21 protein-coding genes are annotated in these 21,578 nt (G+C 39.9%); 18 read left to right on the top strand and 3 right to left on the bottom strand.

The genetic code is table 11. The features are described 5' to 3' along the window. Positions 1-316 precede the first annotated feature (316 nt). From RCG21_RS23955 to RCG21_RS23920, 8 genes are all read left to right on the top strand, one after another. Positions 317-1,159: a DegV family protein gene (locus RCG21_RS23955; protein WP_133336087.1), complete on the top strand. Its 843-nt coding sequence runs from the start codon at positions 317-319 to the stop codon at positions 1,157-1,159. Positions 1,160-1,216: 57 nt separating this feature from the next. After that, a complete protein-coding gene (locus RCG21_RS23950) occupies positions 1,217-2,197 on the top strand; it encodes a DUF418 domain-containing protein (protein WP_308913862.1) in 981 nt (326 codons plus the stop codon). Between the two features lie 90 nt (positions 2,198-2,287). Continuing rightward, positions 2,288-3,805 carry a spore germination protein gene (locus tag RCG21_RS23945; protein ID WP_308913861.1) on the top strand — a complete coding sequence of 506 codons (1,518 nt, stop codon included), beginning with the start codon at positions 2,288-2,290 and terminating at the stop codon, positions 3,803-3,805. Between the two features lie 10 nt (positions 3,806-3,815). Then, positions 3,816-4,931, top strand: coding sequence for a GerAB/ArcD/ProY family transporter (locus RCG21_RS23940; protein WP_133336093.1), 1,116 nt, complete (start codon positions 3,816-3,818; stop codon positions 4,929-4,931). Beyond that, positions 4,921-6,072 (top strand): Ger(x)C family spore germination protein, encoded by a 1,152-nt coding sequence (locus tag RCG21_RS23935; RefSeq protein WP_133336095.1) that lies wholly within the window; start codon positions 4,921-4,923, stop codon positions 6,070-6,072. The genes RCG21_RS23940 and RCG21_RS23935 overlap by 11 nt, the downstream gene beginning before the upstream one ends. An 80-nt stretch (positions 6,073-6,152) precedes the next feature. Continuing rightward, on the top strand, positions 6,153-6,731 hold the full coding sequence (locus tag RCG21_RS23930) for an SCO family protein (protein ID WP_133336097.1): 579 nt from the start codon (positions 6,153-6,155) through the stop codon (positions 6,729-6,731). Between the two features lie 144 nt (positions 6,732-6,875). Continuing rightward, positions 6,876-7,700, top strand: coding sequence for an SGNH/GDSL hydrolase family protein (locus RCG21_RS23925; RefSeq protein ID WP_133336099.1), 825 nt, complete (start codon positions 6,876-6,878; stop codon positions 7,698-7,700). 6 nt (positions 7,701-7,706) lie between these two features. Next, positions 7,707-8,285 (top strand): YpmS family protein, encoded by a 579-nt coding sequence (locus RCG21_RS23920; RefSeq protein WP_133336101.1) that lies wholly within the window; start codon positions 7,707-7,709, stop codon positions 8,283-8,285. A gap of 36 nt (positions 8,286-8,321) precedes the next feature. On the opposite strand, the gene RCG21_RS23915 is transcribed toward RCG21_RS23920, so the two are convergent. Together RCG21_RS23915 and RCG21_RS23910 are read right to left on the bottom strand one after the other, a co-directional pair. Then, a complete protein-coding gene (locus RCG21_RS23915) occupies positions 8,322-9,686 on the bottom strand; it encodes an RsmF rRNA methyltransferase first C-terminal domain-containing protein (RefSeq protein WP_308913860.1) in 1,365 nt (454 codons plus the stop codon). Positions 9,687-9,786: 100 nt separating this feature from the next. Next, positions 9,787-10,539, bottom strand: a complete 753-nt coding sequence (locus tag RCG21_RS23910) for a DUF4397 domain-containing protein (protein WP_133336105.1) — start codon at positions 10,537-10,539, stop codon at positions 9,787-9,789. A 202-nt stretch (positions 10,540-10,741) separates the two neighbouring features. On the opposite strand from RCG21_RS23910, the gene msrA reads away from it, so the two are divergent. The 3 genes from msrA (at position 10,742) to RCG21_RS23895 (ending at position 11,962) form a co-directional block, all read left to right on the top strand. Next, complete coding sequence (msrA, locus tag RCG21_RS23905; protein ID WP_372512774.1) at positions 10,742-11,233, top strand: peptide-methionine (S)-S-oxide reductase MsrA; 492 nt, start codon at positions 10,742-10,744, stop codon at positions 11,231-11,233. After that, complete coding sequence (msrB, locus tag RCG21_RS23900; RefSeq protein WP_308913859.1) at positions 11,223-11,654, top strand: peptide-methionine (R)-S-oxide reductase MsrB; 432 nt, start codon at positions 11,223-11,225, stop codon at positions 11,652-11,654. The genes msrA and msrB overlap by 11 nt, the downstream gene beginning before the upstream one ends. A gap of 152 nt (positions 11,655-11,806) precedes the next feature. Next, a complete protein-coding gene (locus tag RCG21_RS23895; protein ID WP_133336111.1) occupies positions 11,807-11,962 on the top strand; it encodes a YjcZ family sporulation protein in 156 nt (51 codons plus the stop codon). A 49-nt stretch (positions 11,963-12,011) separates the two neighbouring features. On the opposite strand, the gene RCG21_RS23890 is transcribed toward RCG21_RS23895, so the two are convergent. Beyond that, entirely contained in the window at positions 12,012-12,992 is a 981-nt protein-coding gene (locus tag RCG21_RS23890; RefSeq protein WP_308913858.1) for a nuclease-related domain-containing protein, read from the bottom strand. 555 nt (positions 12,993-13,547) lie between these two features. Here RCG21_RS23890 and RCG21_RS23885 point away from each other — a divergent pair. The 7 genes from RCG21_RS23885 to kamA all read left to right on the top strand — a co-directional run bounded on the left by RCG21_RS23885 (position 13,548) and on the right by kamA (position 21,568). Next, the gene (locus RCG21_RS23885; RefSeq protein ID WP_133336214.1) at positions 13,548-14,891 is read left to right on the top strand and encodes an aspartate aminotransferase family protein; all 1,344 of its coding nucleotides are present in this window, start codon (positions 13,548-13,550) and stop codon (positions 14,889-14,891) included. A 15-nt stretch (positions 14,892-14,906) separates the two neighbouring features. Then, entirely contained in the window at positions 14,907-15,599 is a 693-nt protein-coding gene (locus RCG21_RS23880; protein WP_133336115.1) for a CoA transferase subunit A, read from the top strand. Further along, entirely contained in the window at positions 15,584-16,249 is a 666-nt protein-coding gene (locus RCG21_RS23875) for a 3-oxoacid CoA-transferase subunit B (RefSeq protein ID WP_133336117.1), read from the top strand. The genes RCG21_RS23880 and RCG21_RS23875 overlap by 16 nt, the downstream gene beginning before the upstream one ends. A 32-nt stretch (positions 16,250-16,281) precedes the next feature. Continuing rightward, entirely contained in the window at positions 16,282-17,550 is a 1,269-nt protein-coding gene (locus tag RCG21_RS23870) for a peptidase (protein WP_308913857.1), read from the top strand. A gap of 109 nt (positions 17,551-17,659) precedes the next feature. Continuing rightward, complete coding sequence (ablB, locus tag RCG21_RS23865; RefSeq protein WP_133336121.1) at positions 17,660-18,517, top strand: putative beta-lysine N-acetyltransferase; 858 nt, start codon at positions 17,660-17,662, stop codon at positions 18,515-18,517. 66 nt (positions 18,518-18,583) lie between these two features. After that, entirely contained in the window at positions 18,584-19,984 is a 1,401-nt protein-coding gene (locus RCG21_RS23860) for a sigma-54 interaction domain-containing protein (protein WP_133336123.1), read from the top strand. A gap of 156 nt (positions 19,985-20,140) precedes the next feature. Then, on the top strand, positions 20,141-21,568 hold the full coding sequence (kamA, locus tag RCG21_RS23855; protein WP_133336125.1) for a lysine 2,3-aminomutase: 1,428 nt from the start codon (positions 20,141-20,143) through the stop codon (positions 21,566-21,568). Positions 21,569-21,578 lie beyond the last annotated feature (10 nt).

Below are 21,578 nucleotides of genomic sequence, written 5' to 3'. Positions count from 1 at the left end.
GTCTTCGAGCATCGGCTAACCGGTGCTCTTTATTTTTATGCTTTTTGAAATCTAATTATTGACTAAATGACTTAGATTGGAGCGGAAGGCGCGAAGACTCCTGTGGGAGTACGGGGCAGGGGAGACCCCGCAGGAGCGAAGCGACGAGGAGGCTCCCCGGCACGCCCACGGAAAGCGAAGCGCCTGGAGCGGAAATCAATCGACAATTTTAACAAAGTCTATTTTTTAGAAAAATTAAAAGAAAATGAGAGATTGTGTTTCCATCAAAAGTCCTAACCTGTATAATACAAAGCAGTAAGAGTGGGGAAGTGACTAAATGAGCAAAATTAAAATTGTAACCGATTCAACCATGGACATGCCTCAAGAAGTGATTGATCAACTTGGTGTTGAGGTGGTACCGCTTTCGATTACGATAAATGGAGAAACCTTCTTAGACCGGGTGGAATTAGAACCGGTTGATTTTATAAAAAATATGAGTCAAACAGATGAATTACCGAAAAGTTCACAGCCATCAACGGGTGCTTTTCTTGAAGTATATGACCGCTTAGGAGAAGAAGGCTTTGAGGTTCTCTCCATTCACATGACGGGGAAAATGAGTGGGACTGTCCGCTCAGCAGAAAGCGCTGCCCAAATGGCGAAAACAAAAGTGACCGTTGTTGATTCCAAATTTATTTCAAAGGCTTTATCCTTTCAAGTAAGGGAAGCGGCTGAAATGGCCAAACAGGGAAATAGTTTGGAAGAAATCCTTGAACGTCTTGAAGCAGTACAAAACCATACTAAATTATATATAATGGTAGATACATTAGAGAATCTTGTAAAAGGCGGCCGGATTGGCAAAGGCAAAGCCTTTATTGGTTCGCTGTTAAATATTAAACCAATAGCATCACTTGAAGGTGCAGAGTATACTCCTGTTACAAAGGCGAGGAGTTACTCCCAGGTGGTAAAGTTCTTTACGAAACAATTTACCGAGGATATCAAGGGAAAAACCGTTCGAGGCGTAGGGATTGCTCATGCCGGGGCATATGAGCTTGCGGTAAAAATAAAAGAGAGTATTTTTGACTTGACCGGTGTTCAGGATGTTGAAATTGACTATACGGGTCCAACTGTAATTACACATGCAGGTCCTGGTGCGATTGCCTTAATGTATTACTATGAATAAGAATTGTAGATTGGATGGTGCCTAAACACCATCCAATTTTTATAGGGGAAGTAAATTATGAAAAAAGTAGAACGAAACGAACGAATAGATACACTAGATTACTTAAGAGGTTTCTCCCTTTTAGGAATCATCCTGGTAAATATCCTGGCAATGTTATCTGCGCAAAAGCCGCTCCCGAACACCCAGGATGCTTTCTATCAGAGGTTTTTATTTCTGTTTGTCGAAGGGCGCTTTTATCCGATCTTTTCCTTTTTGTTTGGTGTCGGAATGTATATTTTTCTAACAAGAGCAGAGAGGAAAGGGAAAAATGCAACCATTTTATTTTTGCGGAGAATCATCGTTCTTTTTATCTTTGGTTTTATTCACTTTATTTTTCAGCCGGGAGAAGCTCTTACCGTTTATGCAAGCTGCGGTCTGATTCTATTGCCTTTTTATAAAGTAAGAAAAGAGATTAATCTGGCAATTGGGATTTTATTGCTCATTCTATTCGCCATCTTGGCAATGAAAATATTTATGACAGTGCCCCTCATCTTATTAGGTCTTGCAGCTGGTCAATATCGAGTGTTTGAAGAGATTACTCATAAACGAAAACAAATTACTATTTTTACAGTGTCAGCATTTCTCTTGGCTGCCCTTGGTCTATTTTTTCAATATCAACATATGCCTTTGGCTCCATTTAATCCGTTTCATATTAATCGGTTTTTAACCATCGGTATTATGATTGGTCCAATAGTTTCCGCCTTTTATGTTGGGATCTTGATATTACTTTTACAATCTCAATTTTTTCGAAAAATATTATCTCCTTTAAAAAGTTATGGACGGATGTCGCTCACCAACTATGTCTCACAAACCGTCTTCATATTAGTCGTCGGAAAGGCCTTCGACTTGTTTAGGCATATAACCTATTTGCATACCCTTTACATATGCTTAGTAATCTATTTCATACAGCTGTTATTTAGTGCTATTTGGCTGCGTTTCTTTCAATATGGGCCGCTTGAATGGATTTGGCGGTTGGCAACATACAAAGAAAAACCATAAACAGGATGGTGCTGGTCACCATCCTGTTCTTTGGTTAAATATAGATTATTTGGTAATGCTAAAAAAAATTGAAGTTCAAAGGTGTTGCCAATGTTTAAATGGATGACGGGGAAAAAAACTTCAGAAGAAACGAAAACACATAGCTTAAGTGTGGAGGAACTGAAGGAAGAATTAAAGCAGGAGCTAAATGCTTGCTCGGATTTAACCTTTAGAACCCTTACAAAAGAAGGAAAAAAGATTTTATTTTGCTACTTAAGCAGCTTAATTGATAAAAATGGATTGGATCAGGATATTCTAGATCCAATTATTAAAAGTACACAATCCAAATGGACTCCTGAATCTCTGGCACAGATTCTCCCAATTGCTCAGCTTTCTGCTGTTAATAAACTGAAGGAAGTCATTCAGGCATTAATTGAAGGCCAGATTTATATTTATATTGATGGTGAACCATATGGTCTGTTAGCAGATGCAGCGAAAACAGTTGAACGATCACTGGAAAAAGCGGAAACAGAATCGCTTGTTTACGGTCCGAAAATCGCTTTTACGGAATCACTCCTTGGGAACATCAACATTTTAAGAAATAATTTAAAAGATCCGAATCTGTGTATGGAGGACCTTACAATTGGTACGAGATCCAAAAAACAGGCAAAGCTTGTTTATATAAAAGGTGTTGCCGATGACGAAAATGTCAACACATTTAGGCAGCGGATCAATGATCTGGATATTGATCATGTAGCTGATAGCACTGTACTTGGACAATTGTTAGAAAGTAACAGCTGGACTGTATTTCCGCAGTTAATTACAACGGAATTGCCAGACCGTATTTCGATTGCTTTACTGAGTGGCAAGGTAGCGGTTCTTATGGACCGAAGTCCGGATGCACTCTATGGTCCTACACCCTTCTTTACTTTTTTTGAATCAACAGAAGACGTTTATATGCGTTGGAATATGGGCTTTTTTCTTCGCATGCTGCGTTTACTGGCAACTTTTTTATCTGTTTTGCTTACACCAGCATATGTTTCGGTTTTGACCTACCATTATGAGGTAATTCCGTCACCTCTACTTGTTTCACTGGGGCAATCACGTTCACAAGTTCCATTTCCTCCAGTTTTTGAAGCCCTTCTTCTTGAGTTCATTATTGAACTATTAAGAGAGGCTGGTGCAAGGCTGCCGACCAAGGTAGGTCAAACCATGGGTATTGTAGGTGGTATCGTAATTGGACAAGCCGCAGTTGATGCGGGTTTTACCAGTAATATTCTTATTATTATTATTGCCCTAAGTGCTCTTGGTTCTTTTACGACTCCAAGCTACCTAATGGGTACAGCTATTCGAATCATTCGCTTTCCGATAATCATTATGGCGGGATTATGGGGGGGGATTGGCATAATGGTTTCGTTTTGTTTTTTCCTCATTCACCTTATAAAATTGGATACGTTAGGAAGACCCTATCTTGCACCAATTTATCCCTTTAGATGGAGAGATTTAGGATATAGTGTCTTCAGAATTCCTCCTAAATATCTTCCATACAGGCCCGTAACAAACCATCCTGAGAATCCTTATCGATTTCCACCAAAAAAAGCAAAGCGTAAAAAGGATGTAGATGAATAGGGGCGAGATCATGAAGGTAAATTTACGTCCAAGAGAAGGTTTACTATTTAATGCCTTTCTTCTAATGTTTTTTATTCATTCCGTACAAACGGGAGTTGGATTAATTGGACTGCCGCGGATTGTGTATCTGTCTGCTAAACACGACGCTTGGATTTCTGTGTTATTGACGGGAATCCTAGCGGGCTTTGTCTTAGGGTTGATGGTGTTGATTCTAAAACAATATGATAGTGCCGATTTATATGGAATTCACATCGATGTTTTTGGAAAATGGATCGGGAATGGACTAAATATTCTTTATATGCTTTATTTAACTGCTGATTTTTTTGTTATTTTTATGAATTATATTGAAATTGTTCGAGTGTGGATTTTTCCAGATTTGCCGACTTGGCAGTTAGCTGGTGTTCTTATTCTATTAGCCGTTTATTCGGTATATGGGGGCATTCGGGTTGTAATTGGAGTTGCCTTTCTTTCGGTAGTAGGGACCATCTGGCTGGGTGCTCTGCTCCTGGTGCCGATCCATTATTCAGATTTTACTCATTTGTTTCCAATCATGTCAGCCGATATGAAGCAACTATTGAATGGAATACATGACTCCTCCCTATCTATCATGGGATTTGAACTACTGTTATTTGTTTATCCCTATGTGAAGGAAAAAGAGAAAGTCTTTCTTTTTACCCAAATTGGAAATTTATATACAACGTTGTTATTTGGGATCGTAACCCTTGTATCTATAACGTTTTTTGCAGAAGATAGTCTGGCCCGTACCATCTGGCCAGTATTGTCGATGTTTAAAATTGTTCGGCTCCCAAATCTTGAGCGCTTCGAATTTATTGCCGTTTCCTTTTGGATGTTAATTATTTTGCCCAATATGTGTGCGTATCTCTGGGCAGCGTCAAAAGGATTTATGAGGATTTTTAATAAAAAACAAAAACATGGGATCTGGATTTTTGCGATCCTAACTTGGGGAGCCACCTTTTTTTTTAAAGCCAGATATCAAATGAATATGGCTACAGATTATGTAGCAAAGGCTGGATTTATAGCCGCCTTCTGTTACCCGATTCTGCTTGCAATGATTGTCTTCGTGAAAAAATGGTTTCAAAGGAGGAAGAAAACCAATGTGGCCTAAATGGAAACTATTGCCGATGATGATTCTTTGTATAGTATTGAACACTGGATGTGTAGAACCAAGACAATTAGAAAAATTAGCTTTGGTCACAGCAGCTGGGTATGATTTGGAGAAGGAAAATGTAATTAAAGGGACAGTTGTCGTCCATCGGTTCGATCCGCTGGCTCAAAATGTGACAAAATTAATTACAGTTGATGCCAATACAAGTAAGGGGTTAAAACAAAAGCAGAATCTTCAATCGAACCAACGACTCGTTACTGGCCAAATGAGATGTGTCATATATAGCAAAGAGCTTGCTGAGAAGGGGATTATCCAGTTGGTGGATGCATTGAACCGTGATGCTACCGTGGGGAATATGGTTTATTTAACCGTTGCAGATGGAAAGTCATCGGATTTAATGCAATCAGGTGTCACCCATAATAAAGTCAATCTGGGAACCTACTTGTATAACTTGATAAAACAAAATGTTGAAAGTGAACAAATTCTTTCTCCTACACTTCAGGAATTTAATCATACCTATTATGATTTTGGCAAGGATCCTTTACTGCCTATTTTAAAACTTAAAAACAATGATATCAAAATAAAAGGAATGGGTTTGTTTAAGGATGACCGATTAGTAGCTGAAATAAAGCCTGACAAGCTGTTTTATGTAAAACTCTTATCGGATAAATATAATGCCGGATCAAAAGACCTCGGTTTTGATCGTTCCCAATTTGAAAAAATTAGGATGAAAACAGGTGAGCATGCAATTCGTAATTTATATAATAAATTATTTGTAAATATAGATAATATTCAAAGCAGTGGCAAAATCAAATTGATTGATAAAGAAAATCTGCGTTTTCGGATAACAGTAAAGATAAAAGCCCGATTATTGGAAACAACAGAGCCGTTAACTGTTGGGGATCCAAAGGCAATTAAGTTGATAGAAAAGAAAATAAATAAAGTGATGGAACATGATATTACAAAATTACTCAATTATTTTCAATCTTTAGGTTCAGATCCTGTCGGGTTTGGAAATGAATACATGACCCATTTACGAGGAAAAAGACTATCAAAAGATGAGTGGAAAGAACGATACAAGCAGGCGTCATTTGAGGTCAAGGTAAAAAACACGATTGTTCAAACAGGAGTAATCGATTAATTCAGTCACAAAGCTTTCTTCTTATCCAAAACTTTGTTACACTATTCACGGAATGAAATAGAAAAGTAATGGGTGATATCATGAAAGTTCGGAATTGGCTGGTGGTAGTACTATTATCTACACTAATTTTGTCAGCATGTGGAAAGAAAGAGATCAAAGATGCGGTGAATTGGCCAATAAAGGATTTTTCAGCCACATCTCAAGCCGGTAAGCCCTTTGGATTAAAAGATTTAAAAGGGAAGATCTGGATTTCTGATTTTATTTTTACAAGCTGTGTGGATATTTGTCCGCCGATGACGGCTAATATGCAAAAGCTGCAAAAAAAGGTGAAGGATGAAGGCCTGAAAAATGTTGAGTTTGTTTCTTTTAGTGTGGATCCAAAAGTAGATACCCCTCAAAAGTTAACAGAGTTTGCCAACCAATATCAAATTGATTTTAAAAATTGGACATTCTTAACCGGTTATTCCCAGTCGTTTATTGAAAATTTTGCCTTGAAAAATTACAAGGCATTGGTCAAAAAGCCGGAAGAGGGGAACCAGGTGATTCACGGTACCTCCATTTATTTAGTTGATCAGGATGGAAATATTAAAAAATCCTATAACGGATTTAAAGAAGTTCCATATGATGAAATTATCAATGATATTAAAGCACTGCAATAGACCTAATTAATAGGTCTATTTTTTTACTGTCAAACCCTATATTGAAAACGTTTTCAATTATGAGGTTGTTAGTTTTTGTCAATCCGGCTTGAATGTTTTTTCACATGTTATAATATTTATAGTTTGAGAGGAAGGTGAAGTCTTATGAAAAAGTTTTTCACTCTTCTAATTCTCTCCTCCTTATTCCTTTGTTCTTGTAGCGGTTCCACCCAATGGATGCCGCACTCCTATAAAAAAGCTGCAAAGATTGTTTATAAGCAGGTGCCGGCTGATTTTATTCCACGAAAATTAACCGTTGTTTCTGCAGGTGATTCCTTAACACAAGGTGTTGGTGATAGTACAAAAACAGGCGGTTATTTGCCCTATCTGAAAAAAATGCTTGAAAAGGAAAAGGGCATAAAAGAAGCGGAATTTTATAATTTTGGTGTTCAGGGAAACCGGACAACACAATTGATGAAGCGACTGCAATCGCCGGAAGTGAAATCGGCCATTTCTCAGGCCGATTTAGTAATCCTAACCATTGGCGGCAATGATATTGTAAAAGTTCTTAGAGACAATATCACCGATCTGCAATTTTCCGATTTCACGAGAGGCAAAGAGGAATATATCGTCCATTTGACGCAAATAATGGAGAGCATAACAAAGGAAAATCCCAACGCCAAAATCGTTTTGGTCGGATTGTACAATCCGTTTTCTAAATGGTTTGGCAATATTAAGGAACTCGACCAAATTGTCGGGGATTGGAACAGCGCTGGTCAGTCTGTAATTGCTCATTACCCCAATGCCTACTTTGTCCACATTGACGACTTGTTTAATGAGACCTCGGAAAATCTTTTGTATAGGGATAATTTTCATCCAAATGATAAAGGATATAAATTAATTGCACAAAGGCTTAACCAGACATTGGGAGAACGCACATTACCTGATCTGGAAAGGAATTCGTTGATGGTCAGTAAAGAGGAGAATTAGTTTTGTATGAAAAATAAGTGGAAAAGGGGATTCTGGCTTTTATTAGGGATTGACCTTTTAGTTGTCATAATAATTGCCGGCTTACTATTATCCCCGTCATCGGAGAAGCACGAAAGCCTTGTTAAAGGGCAAAATGGGGAATATGTTTCATTTCGGATTCGATCGAATAAGCAGGATTTGAATCGGCTTATCAACCATTATTTACAAACAGAAGCGGCTGATTCCCCAATAGCTTATCGTGTTATATTAGGAGATGAGGTTGAGCTTTACGGAACAATCCCGTTTTTTAGTGAACAGCTTAATTTAAAAATGACCTTTAAGCCGAAAGCATTGTCAAACGGTGATTTAGTTCTGAAGCAAAAATCGATTAAAATCGGTAACCTGAATCTGCCTGTTTCCTATGTACTGAAATTCATTGAAGAAAACTATAAGCTGCCTAGGGGAGTGGACATTCAGCCGGACAACAAACGCGTCTACGTTTATATGCAGCAATTGAAACTCAAAAGTGATCTAAAAATAAAAGCAGAGAAGTTTGACTTAGAAAAGGATGATATCTCCTTTATCATCTTAGTTCCAGTCGAATAATAACAGGGTGCCTCCTTTGAAAAGGCACCCTGTTTATTATTTTTGGATTCGAAGTCCTTTTGGGTAAAAATTCTTCAATACCCCTTTCGCTTCTTTCCCCCAGCCGAGTGGGTAGTCATCGATAGTTACGAGCATCCAGCCTCGGTCGTTTCCCGTTGTTAACGTTTCTCCTTTTAAGTAATGAAACCACTGATCATCTTTTAACGGAAAACAGTGCTTTGCCTCATTTGCCATTAACCCCAATGCCAGCGCATGGTTTGGTTCAAAACGATTCTTCTTTAACTCGCCAAGATGAAGCCCTGCCCGCAGGATTTTTAACCCCTGAAAACTAGGACAATGATCCGGTAATGCATAGAGCTGCTGATTAAAAAGATAGAAGTGATCGAATGTTATTCCTTTTATGGTTTGGTTGGTAAATTCATAGAAATCCTTCAGCTGTGCCCTGCTGGCATTCGAGGATATCTCTCTTATTTTTGCTGGGTCTTCAACGGCCGTTTTATGAATTTTAGCTACAAAATGGCCTTCCCCTTTAAGATGATGCGGCCATAAGCGGGCCGTTTGTTCAAGCTCGTTCATTTTGCTGGTTGACCATTCCGGCCGGCCATTTTGGATTCCATTTGTCTTTTCAATTGGCAGCAGCTCTAAATCAGGATATTTTTTCAAAAAATATTCAATTGTTTGTTCATTTTCTTCCGGTGAGAAAGTACAGGTAGAATATACAAGGATACCGTCTTCCTTCAACATGGAGTAGGCCGCATCAAGAATATTTTTCTGCTGCTTCGCACATGCTTCTACATGGGCTTCAGTCCAAAAGGCAATTGCTTCCTCATCCTTACGGAACATTCCTTCGCCCGAGCAAGGTGCATCGACAAGAATCTTATCGAAATAGCCTTGAAATCTTTCCGCAAGCCGTACCGGTGTTTCATTAGTTACTAAAGCATTGGAAATTCCCAATCTTTCAATGTTTTCTGACAAGGCCTTTGCCCGTTTGGAATTGATTTCATTGGCAACAAGAATTCCGCTTTGCTTCATCATCCCTGCGAGCTGTGTCGTTTTTCCTCCTGGCGCGGCGCATAAATCAAGAACTCTTTCACCGGGATTTGGTGCAAGCTGTTCCGCGACAAACATTGCGCTTGGCTCTTGGATATAATAAAGGCCCGCGGCATGATAGGGGTGTTTTCCCGGCTGGTCCTGTTCAGGGTCATAATAATACCCATTTGGGACAAATGGTATTTTATTTAGTGTGAATGGTGAGAGTTGTGACCATTTTTCTTCTGTTATTTTAAGCGGATTTATCCGAAGTCCGCTCATTCTTGTTTCTTTATATGTATGGAAAAAATCGTGGGATTCCTCTTTAAGTAAATCGGTAAACTTCCGAATAAATTCGGAGGGAAGTTGCATGATAAAGCTCCTCTCTTGTTTCAAATCCTATCATGATTATTGGGGTTTGGCCGCTAGAAGTCAAGCGGCAAAAAAGACTGAGATTTGTACTCAGTCTTCGTTACTCTTTGATCACAATCGCTTGCAGCTCGGGACTTCCTTTGGACAAACCGACCAAAGCAATCGTGTAGACTTCATTTGCCTTAAATTGCGAGTTCGGCATTGGAAGGATCACGTTCTTTGTACCAGCTTCCCTTGCCTCTAGGTCCACTGTCATCGGCGATAATGCCAGGTATTCTGTCGCTTGCTTATAGGCTACCTTTGGAAAAATAACATCTCGGTCCTTGACGGCCATGTCTAATGCATGAGTATCAGGTGAAAGGTGAATAAAACGTACCTTTGCTTCATTCATTGGCACCTCCGGTTGGTTGAGGTATACGAGGAGACGCATTTTTTTTACAGAATCAATGATGGCCCAGGTGTATGATTGACCGGGTTCAATCGTAATTTTTTTATTTAAGACACTATTGACCATGTTGCCTGCCGGATAAATATCGACATGATATTTACCGGGCTTAAAGGCTAGTACCTGACTCGCTTCCTTAAAGGGCAGGTCTCTTGCTACCCGCTTTCCGTTAACATAAATGTCTAAATTAGGTGCATCCGGAGAGGTGTTAAGAATGCGGATGTTTGCCTCTGTCTGCATTTGTTGCGCCTGTATCCTCATTGTATTGAATGCTTTATTGATATATTTCATGTGTTTTAAGTAGAACTGCATATGAAGTTCTGGATTCGAGTATTTATAAAATTGGGAGAGTGTATCATACATTGCCGCCCTTTGAAGATAATCAGAATGAGTTCGATTTTCGGACATACTGCTCGCTCCTATTCTCTAATTTACTAGTACTTTATTCAGTTGGGGATAGGTAGGTGTCTATTTCGTTTCAGCTGTAATCGAGTTATTTTATTTTTTAAAAGACATTCTGTATACTTGGGGCAAGAAGAAAATTCGTGGGGTGAGTAGATTGGAAGAGAAAGTACAAGTAGCAACCTTTGCCGGCGGCTGTTTTTGGTGTATGGTGAAGCCATTTGATGAGCAGCCTGGAATAAAAAGTGTGATTTCCGGATACACAGGCGGAACGGTAGAGAACCCAACCTACGAACAGGTTTGTTCGGATACTACAGGTCATTATGAAGCCGTCCAAATTACCTTTGAACCGAATATTTTTCCATATGAAAAATTGCTTGATTTATATTGGCAGCAAATTGATCCAACCGATCCGGGAGGACAATTTTATGATCGCGGTCAATCCTATCAAACCGCTATTTTTTATCATAATGAAACACAAAAAGCGCTCGCTGAAGAGTCAAAACAGAAATTACAGGAAAGTGGCAGGTTTTCGAAGCCAATTGTCACGCCGATCTTACCAGCGAAACCCTTTTATCCTGCAGAGGATTATCACCAGCATTATTATAAGAAAAAACGAGCTCATTATGAGTCCTATCATGTAGGCTCAGGCCGTGCAGGCTTTATTGAAAGATATTGGGGGAATCAAGATGGTAAATAAGGATGAGTTAAAAAAGCGGCTGTCACAAATCCAATATGAGGTAACTCAAAATAGTGCAACAGAGCCCCCGTTTCGAAACGAATATTGGAATGAGAACCGGGAAGGCATTTATGTAGATCTTGTTTCAGGAAAACCACTGTTCAGTTCGCTAGATAAATTTGATGCCGGCTGCGGCTGGCCAAGCTTTACAAAGCCGATTGAAGAGGAAGAGGTAATCGAAAAGGAAGATTACAGCCATTTTATGATTCGGACCGAGGTACGAAGTAAAACGGCGGATTCTCATCTTGGTCATGTATTTAATGATGGCCCAGGACCATCGGGTTTACGCTACTGCATTAACTCCGCCGCGTTGCGGTTTATTCCGAAGGATAAGCTGGAAAGTGAAGGGTACGGGGAATTTACAAGTTTATTTGAAAAATGATGAAAAGCCGCCATTAGTTGAGCGGCTTTTTATCATTTATGGGTATATGCGGATTGATTTTTGAAAAAATAGGCGAATGCACATACGGGACAACTGCCCAGCTCATAAAGTACCTGTAGAAAGTAACAAATTTTCAAGGAGTGAAAGTGCGAATGTATGGTTATGGATATGATGGCTGCTGCGGGTACCCGTATGGAGGATATGGTTATCCAGTAGGCGGCGTAGGCTTTGGATATGGATTTGGCGGATTTGCATTAATCGTTGTGCTCTTTATCCTGCTGATCATCATTGGAGCAAGCTGGGCGTAATAAAATTTAAAAACGAACTGCTGACTCTAGGGTTTATAGGGTCAGTTTTTTATTTATTTATCCACGGAAGAGTGGTCGGATAATACATCATGAGTCTGTATTTTCCAAAATGGAATAGTGGTGCGGACTTTAGTAATCTTTTAGATGTATCAATGGATTGAATATGGATAAAATCCCGAAACTGCTTATTTGTGATTTTCGAGTCCATCACTAAAAAATAATCTTGTAGTGCGTATAAGTGAGCATCAGTAGAGAATTGATCACAGGAAGGGCAGTACCATTTTCTTTTTTCGCGTTTAAGAGGCAGGGAAGAACAAAGTGGGCAATGTACTCCAGTTAAAAGTTCGTGTTTTTGAATTCCATATTTTTTGAGAATAAAATTAGTCGGCGGAGTGTTCAATTTGAGAAGGAGTCTAGTTAGTTTCCTGAGATCTTTACTATCGAGGATGCTGATTGAATACCTATTTTCGAAGAATTTGAACCTTTTAAGGAAATTGTCTGCTTTACATACGCGCTGTTTTATTTCTGTACAGCTTTTTCTAAATTCAAGAATTGAGTAGGGATTACTGACCACGACTATATAGTCAACGGGTACAGGCGGGAGATGATGAATAGCTAAAAGGTTTTTTATGTAATCCCGGTGCCTTTCTGACTGGGAAATCGGATCGGTGTATCCTTTTTCTTTGCCTGCAATAATTTGAAAGAATTGACCATTTTCTGAATCAAATACTAATTTTCCTGCCATATTCTTGATTTCAATGATTAGGGCAAATTCAGGTGAGAGGATAAGTGTATCAATTTGGCAGTTATAGTCCCCATCCGGAAGATTAAGGTCGTGGAATATCATTATTTTCTTTTCATCGAGCTTGCTAAAATAATAATCGAGGGATTGTTCCCCTTTGAAACCAGCTTTTCTTCTGTTTAGTTCTTCGAAAATTTGAGGTCGTCTTGGGTCGCTTAGAGGTAATCGTCGAAGTAATACCTCTAATATAAGAATTACCAATGGGATAGTTCTTTTCTTTTGAATCAAAATAGTCACTCCTTTCCTTGTCGAATATAATTTCTAAACTTTAATAGGAACTCCTGCCTATGTTTGATTGTAAATCGTGAACTTTTCGTGAAAACTTTTAGATTAAAATTTATTTCCTGTGGCCAATCAGCGAAAAAACGGATTCTATTGGCGAAAAAGTGAGTTCCATCAGCGAACCCAGTCGTTCAATTGGCGAAAATTGCGATCCAATCAGCGAACTGCCTAAATCCAGTGGGGAGTCTCCGCAAAATATATCCGCTAGATCCGTATGAAGTCGCCAATCAGCGAAAAAACGGATTCTATTGGCGAAAAATCGAGTCCAATCAGCGAAACCAACAACGCACATATCTCTTCAAAAACCACAACCTTCGTGCGAGCGCTTTATAAAATTTCAGACTTCTCGCAGGGGTTGAAAAATTTGCAGCGAACATTATTGAATGTACCCTAATCCCAACTAATAAGCACCAGGAAAAAATCTGCCCACCACATATGCACCAACATCGGGTCATACAATTTAGTAAAGCAGACTTAGCTAAAAGGGAAGTGGTGTCAATGGTGGAACGCACCTATTTAATTAAACCAATGATGGACGAAATATACCCCGTTATCGATTATGGCAAAGGGGTCTATCTATACGATTTAGAAGGAAAAAAATATCTTGATGCCGCTTCAGGAGCAGTCACAGCAAATATTGGGCATGGAGTCCAAGAAATAATTGAAGCAATGAATAAACAGGCAGAAAAAGTATCATTCGTTTATCGTTCGCAGTTTACCAGTCATCCCGCAGAAGAACTAGCTAAAAAAATAGCAGAAATGACACCCGGGGACCTTAATTGGAGCTTTTTTGTCAACAGTGGGTCGGAAGCAACCGAAACTGCTATGAAAATGGCCATTCAATACTGGCAAGAAAAAGGGATCCAAACGAAAACAAAAATTTTATCAAGGTGGGTGAGCTATCACGGCATCACAATGGGGGCCCTTTCCATGTCAGGGCATACCGCCAGAAGGGCTAGATTTGTACCATTACTAGAAGACTTCCCTGTAATCAATCCGCCCTATTGTTATCGCTGCCCCTATAATCTTGAACCAACAACCTGCGCCTATCAATGTGCGCAAGAATTAGAAACGGCAATCAATCGGATTGGTGCCGAAAAAATTGCTGCCTTCATAGCAGAGCCTGTCATTGGAGCAGCCGGAGGCGCGATTACCCCGCCAAAGGATTATTTTAAAGTTATAAAAAATATCTGTGACCAATACGATATTCTTTTTATCGCAGATGAAGTCATGACCGGTTTTGGTCGTACTGGCACAATTCTTGCATTAGAACAATATGGGGTAATACCGGATCTTGTTACCTTTGGAAAGGGTATGGGGGCCGGATATGCTCCAATTGCTGCTGCCGTTGCAAGCGAGAAAGTTATGGAGCCCATCTTAGCTGGTACGAAATCCGTCATGAGTGGTCATACCTTGAGCGCAAACCCGCAAACCTGTGCCGTTTCCCTGGCTGTCCTCGAATACCTTGAAAAAAACGAGATTGTAAAAGAAGTAGAATGTAAGAGTGTTTATTTAAGAAATCTACTAGAAAAACTACAAACTCAATTCTCATTTATTGGCGAGGTACGGGGAAAAGGGCTTTTGCTCGGACTAGAGTTTGTTGAGGACAAAACAACAAAACGGCCCTTCCCAAGAAAAGCCGCCGTAACTCAAACGATTGTCACCCTCGCAAAGGAAAAAGGGCTTCTCGTTTACCCTGCCGGAGCGGGTACGGATGGGGTGAACGGAGATTCCATTATCATTTCCCCTCCATTAACCATAACCAAAAGGGAAATGGAAGAAATCTTTAGTTTATTAAAAGCAACATTTGAAGCGTTTTCAAAACAACTAGCTGAACAAGTTTAGGATGGTGGTGTTGGGATGGAAAATCCATTTGGGAAAATTACAACACTGGAAAAAGTAATGGAGTTTTTCCATGACGGAATGTCATTGTTGTTCGGAGGCTTTGGCGGGGTTGGATCGCCCCCGACACTTATCGATGGGATCTTAGAAAAGGGAATTCGAGATTTAACGCTAATAGGGAACGATACAGGATTTCCTCACATCGGGATAGGGAAAATTGTCAGTCAAGAGCGGGCGGTGAAAGTGATTGCCTCCCATATTGGTTCAAATCCTATTGCAGGGAATTTAATGCATGAAGGGAAGCTTGAGGTGGAATTTTCACCTCAGGGAATTTTATCCGAACGAATCCGCGCAGGTGGAGTTGGCCTCCCCGGGATTCTATCCGATATCGGGATGGACATTGATATGGTCGCAAAAAACAAACCGGTTATGACCTTAAATGGAAAGGATTATCTCGTTGAAACCCCGCTGACGGCGGAAGTTGCCATCATTTATGCTAAGAAAGCAGATGAATATGGGAATTTAATTTATGACAAGAGTGCTAGAAACAATAATCCACTCGTAGCGATGGCAGGAGATTTGACGATTGTGGAAGTAGAAGAAATCGTCCCAATGGGCTGTCTGAATCCGGAGGAAATTATCACTCCGGGTGTGTTCGTAGATTATATTATTCCTTCTAAGGGGGTGAATTGGAAATGGGCATGGGAGTAGATATCCGCAATCAAATGGCAAGACGCGCCTCCGAAGAAATTAAGAATGGTATGGTTGTCAACCTTGGGATTGGAATCCCTTCGCTCGTGCCCAATCACCTTCCTAGAGATATGAAAGTGATGTTTCATGCTGAAAACGGAATCACCGGAATGGGCCCTAGTCCACAAAAGGGGTCAGAAGATGAAAATTTATGTAATGCCGGTGGATTTCCGGTCACACTTACCAGCGGCGGGTCTTACTGTGACAGTGCGATAGCTTTTGGCATGATCCGCAGGGGCAGAGTCGATATCACTGTACTGGGTTCCCTCCAGGTTAGCCAAAAAGGTGATCTTGCAAACTGGATTGTTCCAGGGAAAAAGGTTCCGGGAATGGGAGGGGCAATGGAGCTTGCTCAAAAGGCGAAAAAGGTCATCGTCTTAATGAATCATTGTGATAAGTTTAGCAATCCGAAAATAGTAAAAGAGTGCACATTGCCATTAACTTCCTCTGCCTGTGTGGATTTGATTATTACAGAGATGGCTGTTTTTAAAGTGACAGAAAAAGGGTTAATCCTAAGCGAACTATTTGCCCCATTTAATTTAGAATATGTTAAAGAAAAAACGGGCTGTGAATTTATCGTTAGTGAGCAGATTCGGAAGATACCTTATTAATTTTTTCATTTGGCATCAAAGGAGTGAATCGATTGAAAACGAAAGAAGATCGAGTGAAAAATTGGCTGAATGATAACCGGAACCGGGGTGCTAAGCTTTTACAATTAATGGTTCAGGAAAACAGTACCAGAGGAAATGAAAGCGGTGCCCAGGCCATCGTGATCGAAAAGTGCCGGCAGCTTGGGCTGGATTTGGATATTTGGGAAATTAACAATGATGAATTAAAAAATCATCCAGCCTTTTGCTGTGACCGTCAAAGCTTTGAAGGCAATCCCAATTTAGTTGCCGTATTAAAAGGTACGGGCGGGGGAAAATCAATTATCCTTAATGGTCACATCGATGTAGTGCCTGTTGGGGATGAAAAAAACTGGTCGCATGACCCTTTTAGCGGGCGAATTGAAAAGGGAAAGTTATTTGGACGCGGGTCGACAGATATGAAAGGCGGTTCAGCAGCCCTTCTTCTTGCAATCGAATCCTTAATCGAAACAGGAATCAAGCTCAAGGGAGATGTCATTTTTCAGAGTGTGATTGAAGAAGAGAGCGGCGGTGCCGGAACGCTCGCAGCCGTTTTAAGGGGATATCGTGCCGATGGAGCAATTATTCCTGAGCCCACCAACATGAAGATTTTTCCTAAACAGCAAGGCTCCATGTGGTTTCGGATAACGGTGAAAGGGCGGGCTGCCCATGGGGGAACAAGGTATGAGGGAATTAGTGCGATTGAGAAATCTGTTCGTGTCATTGAGCGCCTGCAGCAATTAGAGAAAGACCGAAACGCGAGAATATCCGATCCCCTTTTTGATTCGATTCCAATTCCCATTCCAATTAATATTGGAAAAATAAATAGTGGGGAATGGCCTTCCTCTGTTCCGGATTTAGCCTTTATCGAAGGTAGAATGGGAGTTGCTCCTGATGAAACCATTCCATCAGCTAAGCTGGAAATGGAAAATTGTTTACAGGAATTAAATCAGTGTGATGAATGGTTCAGGGCAAACCCCCTTCAGATAGAATGGTTTGGCGGACGATGGATTCCTGGGTCTCTTGAAAGTGATCATCCATTAATGAAAGAATTATCGGCTAGTTTCCAAGAAATTACCGGTGAAGCTCCCGTAATTGAAGCAAGTCCTTGGGGAACGGATGGGGGAATTCTGTCATCTGTTGGGAATACGCCAGTGGTCGTATTTGGCCCTGGAATTACCGAAACCGCACATGATGCCGATGAACATATCGAACTTGAAGACCTATATATCGCAAGTGAAATTATCGCACGAACCTTAATAAAATGGTGCGTGGTTAGTGAATAATTGGAAAAAGAGCCCTAAATCTTTAGATTATGTAAAGGCCTGACTTTTTCCAGTCAGGTATTTTTTTATGGCAATAATCTGCTAATATTAAAAAATAGGAGTGATTGAAATGACTGAAACAGCTACAACTATTATCATTGAGGAAAATAATTTTTATTTAAATGCTTACGTAGACCTATTTAATAAACGAATTCGCGTTGATGATTATCGAGGGAATACTAGTTTAGTATTAAAGCAGGCAGAAGAACTTGTTCATCAACACAAAGCGGAAAAATTAATTGTTAAAGGCCGTGCGGAGGATCTTCAATTATTTTATGAAAAGGGCCTGCAGCCTGAGGCTATTCTTGATCGTTATTTTCTCGGTTCAGATGCGTATTTCTTTTCGAAATTTTACACAGTAGAACGGAAAAAGAATGAGTATTGGATAAAAGAGGATGAAATCCTTCAAGGCATCTATCAATTGAACCCTTCAGTTGAAAAGCCTTATCCGCCAAAAGAGTACGAGTTGAAAAAAGCCGATGAAAGCTTCGCTGAGCAACTTGCAACCCTTTATGGCCAGGTTTTTGAAATTTATCCAACTCCAATGAATGACCCGGAATATGTGAAAAAGACGATGCAGGAGGGGACGGTTTATTATGTCTTCTTCCATGAAGGAAAAATTGTCAGCGCCGCATCCGCCGAGATTAATGCATTTTACAAAAATGCTGAGTTAACCGATTGTGCGACACTTCCAGAGTACCGAGGAAAATATGGTTTAATGAAAATCCTCCTTAAGGAGCTTGAAGGGGAATTAAAGAGACAAGGTGTTTTTTGTGCTTATTCCATTGCAAGATCACTTTCCTTTGGCATGAATGCTGCTTTATTTCAACTGGGATATGGCTACCGGGGAAGATTTATGAATAATTGCTATATTTACGACAAGCTTGAAGATATGAATATGTGGGTGAAGAATCTGACAAACTGCTAAATTTTCGGCTTTAGTGACGAATTTTCGGCACCTCGTTTTGTAATGAATTTTGGCAGGTGAAAATAGTTGATTCAATTAACAGCGTTAACATCAGAAGTTCTTACAGCCATATTAAGTAGCATTGACGAAGGAATTCACGTCGTTAATACGAATGGGGAAACTATCTATTACAATGAAGTAGCAGCAAAACATGATGGAATGGAAGTAAAAGAGGTACAGGGCAAGCATTTATTTGACGCCTTTCCTTCCCTGACGGAGGAATCAAGTACCCTTCTAAAGGTCATTAAGACCAAGAAGCCTATTTATAATCAAACACAGGTCTATGTAAATTTACATGGGACAAGGATTGATACCATCAATACGACCTTACCGATCTTTCTTGAAAAGGAAGTCATTGGTGCTGTTGAAATTGCGAAGGACTATTCAAGGATGAAGCTGCTTGCAGAGAGACTTTTAGACTTGCAAAAGGGCTTAAATAAAGGAAGCAAGAAAAAAACGGTAAATGATGTAAAGTACACTCTAGATGATTTAAAAACAGAGAATGATATCTTTAAAAATATGAAAAACGAAGCAAAAAAGCTGGCAAAATCAGATGCTCCGATCCTTGTATATGGTGAGTCAGGTACAGGAAAAGAATTGTTTGTTCAAGGAATTCACTATGAATCACGTCGAAGCGATGGGCCATTTATCGCACAAAACTGTGCCGCAATACCTGAATCTCTGCTGGAGAGTATTCTTTTCGGGACCGCGAAAGGAAGCTACACTGGTGCAGTTGAGCGTAAAGGGTTATTTGAACTTGCAGATGGCGGAACGCTTTTCCTCGACGAATTACATGCCATGCCAGTGGAATTGCAGGCAAAGCTTTTAAGGGTATTAGAAGATGGTATCGTAAGGAGAGTGGGGAGCGCGCAGAATATCGCTGTTGATGTTCGGGTGATTGCGGCCATGAATGTTCATCCGACTGTAGCATTAGAGGAGCAAAAGATTCGCTATGACGTTTATTATCGGTTAAATGTCTTTACCTTTTCACTGCTGCCGCTCCGGGACAGGCCAGAAGATATATTCTTTCTAACAGACCATTTTATTAAAGGTTTTAATCAAAAATTGCAAAAAAACGTAAAGGGATTAGATGATCGCCTCACTGCTTTCTTTAGGGACTATGCTTGGCCAGGCAATGTCAGGGAGTTAAAGCATACAATTGAATACATGATGAACATATGTGAAGGAAACAATCTAACAAATGAAGATTTGCCGATTATGCTTAGACAGCAGGCTGTAACCCATAAGCCTAAGCGGATTGAAGTAGAAAGTGAGACCCTTTCATTAAGAAAAAACATGGAGGAGCTTGAGAAGAAACTAATTGAAAATGCGCTTAGCGAGTCAGGCGGAAATATCAATCAAGCTGCTAAGCTATTAGAAATTCCAAGACAGACCCTTCAATATAAACTGAAGAAAACAAGTTTTTAGATGCCGAATTTTCGGCATCTTTTTTTATTAAAATTATGAATTTTCGATTAAAACTCCAACTATTTTAAAAAGAAATGGATATTATCAAGGTTTTATCGCTTTGGCACACTTCTTGCATATTGATAAAGTGTAAACATTGAATGGAGGAATGCAGTTATGAAACAAACTTTATACAAGCCAGAGCGTCACTGGAAAGATATTGAGCTTTGGAAGGATGTAACCGAAGAGCAATGGAACGACTGGCTATGGCAATTAACAAATACCATCCGTACAGTGGATGATTTAAAAAAGGTCATTAATTTAACTCCTGAAGAAGAAGAAGGCGTTAAAATTTCAACTAAGACGATTCCTTTAAATATTACACCCTATTATGCTTCACTTATGAATCCAGATGATCCGCGTTGTCCAATTCGGATGCAATCTGTTCCGATTTCAGCAGAAATCCATAAAACAAAATATGATTTGGAAGACCCATTACATGAAGACGAGGATTCACCAGTTCCAGGCTTAACACATCGTTATCCGGATCGTGTTCTTTTCCTAGTAACCAATCAGTGTTCTATGTATTGCCGTTACTGTACAAGAAGACGTTTCTCCGGCCAAGTTGGTATGGGCGTTCCAAAGAAACAGCTAGACGCAGCGATTAATTATATTCGTAATACTCCACAGGTTCGCGATGTGTTAATTTCCGGCGGTGACGGATTGTTAATTAACGACAATATTTTAGAATACATTTTGAAAAATTTAAGGGAAATTGACCATGTTGAAATTATCCGTATCGGAACAAGAGCACCGGTTGTATTCCCGCAACGTATTACTGAAAACCTTTGCAATATTTTGAAAAAGTATCATCCAATCTGGCTGAATACTCACTTTAATACATCAATTGAAATCACTGAGGAATCAAAGAAAGCATGTGAAATGCTTGCAAATGCGGGTGTACCGATTGGGAACCAAGCTGTTATCCTTGCCGGAATTAATGACAGCGTAGCAATCATGAAAAAATTAATGCATGATCTTGTCAAAATTCGTGTTCGTCCTTACTATATTTATCAATGTGACCTATCAGAAGGAATTGGACACTTCCGTGCACCAGTATCAAAAGGATTGGAAATCATCGAAGGTTTACGTGGACATACGAGCGGCTATGCGGTACCTACATTCGTTGTAGATGCTCCTGGAGGCGGCGGAAAAATTTCCTTGCAGCCAAACTATCTTATTTCTCAAAGTCCTGAAAAAGTTGTTCTTCGTAACTTTGAAGGTGTTATTACTTCTTATCCGGAACCAGAAAACTATGTTCCAGGGAAAGCAGAAGCTTATTTCGAAGGAATCTATCCTGAATATCAAGAAAAACGCTCCTTGGCGGGAATTGCCGGCATCATGAATGACCAGCACTTTAACCTTATTCCTGAAGGTCTAACACGTTTAGATCGCCGCAATGATTACACTCAAGACCCTGAACATCATTCATTAAAGGATAACCGCAGCAAGCGGGATGAGATGAAGGAGAAGAAATTCCAAGCACTTGCAAAGAAGGAAGAATTGAAAAAAACCGGTACAGCAAATGATCAAGCAAAAGAATAGGGGGTTCCGT

The organism is Bacillus salipaludis (assembly GCF_030938565.1).
GTDB lineage: Bacteria > Bacillota > Bacilli > Bacillales > Cytobacillaceae > Neobacillus > Neobacillus salipaludis_A.
The sequence above is the reverse complement of the archived record's forward strand: the minus strand, read 5'-3'. Positions and strand labels throughout refer to the sequence as shown.

Coding starts and splice junctions, on each gene's coding strand:
- RCG21_RS23955 (WP_133336087.1), top strand. CDS start 317: ATGAGCAAAATTAAAATTGTAACCGATTCAACCATGGACATGCCTCAA.
- RCG21_RS23950 (WP_308913862.1), top strand. CDS start 1,217: ATGAAAAAAGTAGAACGAAACGAACGAATAGATACACTAGATTACTTA.
- RCG21_RS23945 (WP_308913861.1), top strand. CDS start 2,288: ATGTTTAAATGGATGACGGGGAAAAAAACTTCAGAAGAAACGAAAACA.
- RCG21_RS23940 (WP_133336093.1), top strand. CDS start 3,816: ATGAAGGTAAATTTACGTCCAAGAGAAGGTTTACTATTTAATGCCTTT.
- RCG21_RS23935 (WP_133336095.1), top strand. CDS start 4,921: ATGTGGCCTAAATGGAAACTATTGCCGATGATGATTCTTTGTATAGTA.
- RCG21_RS23930 (WP_133336097.1), top strand. CDS start 6,153: ATGAAAGTTCGGAATTGGCTGGTGGTAGTACTATTATCTACACTAATT.
- RCG21_RS23925 (WP_133336099.1), top strand. CDS start 6,876: ATGAAAAAGTTTTTCACTCTTCTAATTCTCTCCTCCTTATTCCTTTGT.
- RCG21_RS23920 (WP_133336101.1), top strand. CDS start 7,707: ATGAAAAATAAGTGGAAAAGGGGATTCTGGCTTTTATTAGGGATTGAC.
- RCG21_RS23915 (WP_308913860.1), bottom strand. CDS start 9,686: ATGCAACTTCCCTCCGAATTTATTCGGAAGTTTACCGATTTACTTAAA.
- RCG21_RS23910 (WP_133336105.1), bottom strand. CDS start 10,539: ATGTCCGAAAATCGAACTCATTCTGATTATCTTCAAAGGGCGGCAATG.
- msrA (WP_372512774.1), top strand. CDS start 10,742: ATGGTGAAGCCATTTGATGAGCAGCCTGGAATAAAAAGTGTGATTTCC.
- msrB (WP_308913859.1), top strand. CDS start 11,223: ATGGTAAATAAGGATGAGTTAAAAAAGCGGCTGTCACAAATCCAATAT.
- RCG21_RS23895 (WP_133336111.1), top strand. CDS start 11,807: ATGTATGGTTATGGATATGATGGCTGCTGCGGGTACCCGTATGGAGGA.
- RCG21_RS23880 (WP_133336115.1), top strand. CDS start 14,907: ATGGAAAATCCATTTGGGAAAATTACAACACTGGAAAAAGTAATGGAG.
- RCG21_RS23875 (WP_133336117.1), top strand. CDS start 15,584: ATGGGCATGGGAGTAGATATCCGCAATCAAATGGCAAGACGCGCCTCC.
- ablB (WP_133336121.1), top strand. CDS start 17,660: ATGACTGAAACAGCTACAACTATTATCATTGAGGAAAATAATTTTTAT.
- kamA (WP_133336125.1), top strand. CDS start 20,141: ATGAAACAAACTTTATACAAGCCAGAGCGTCACTGGAAAGATATTGAG.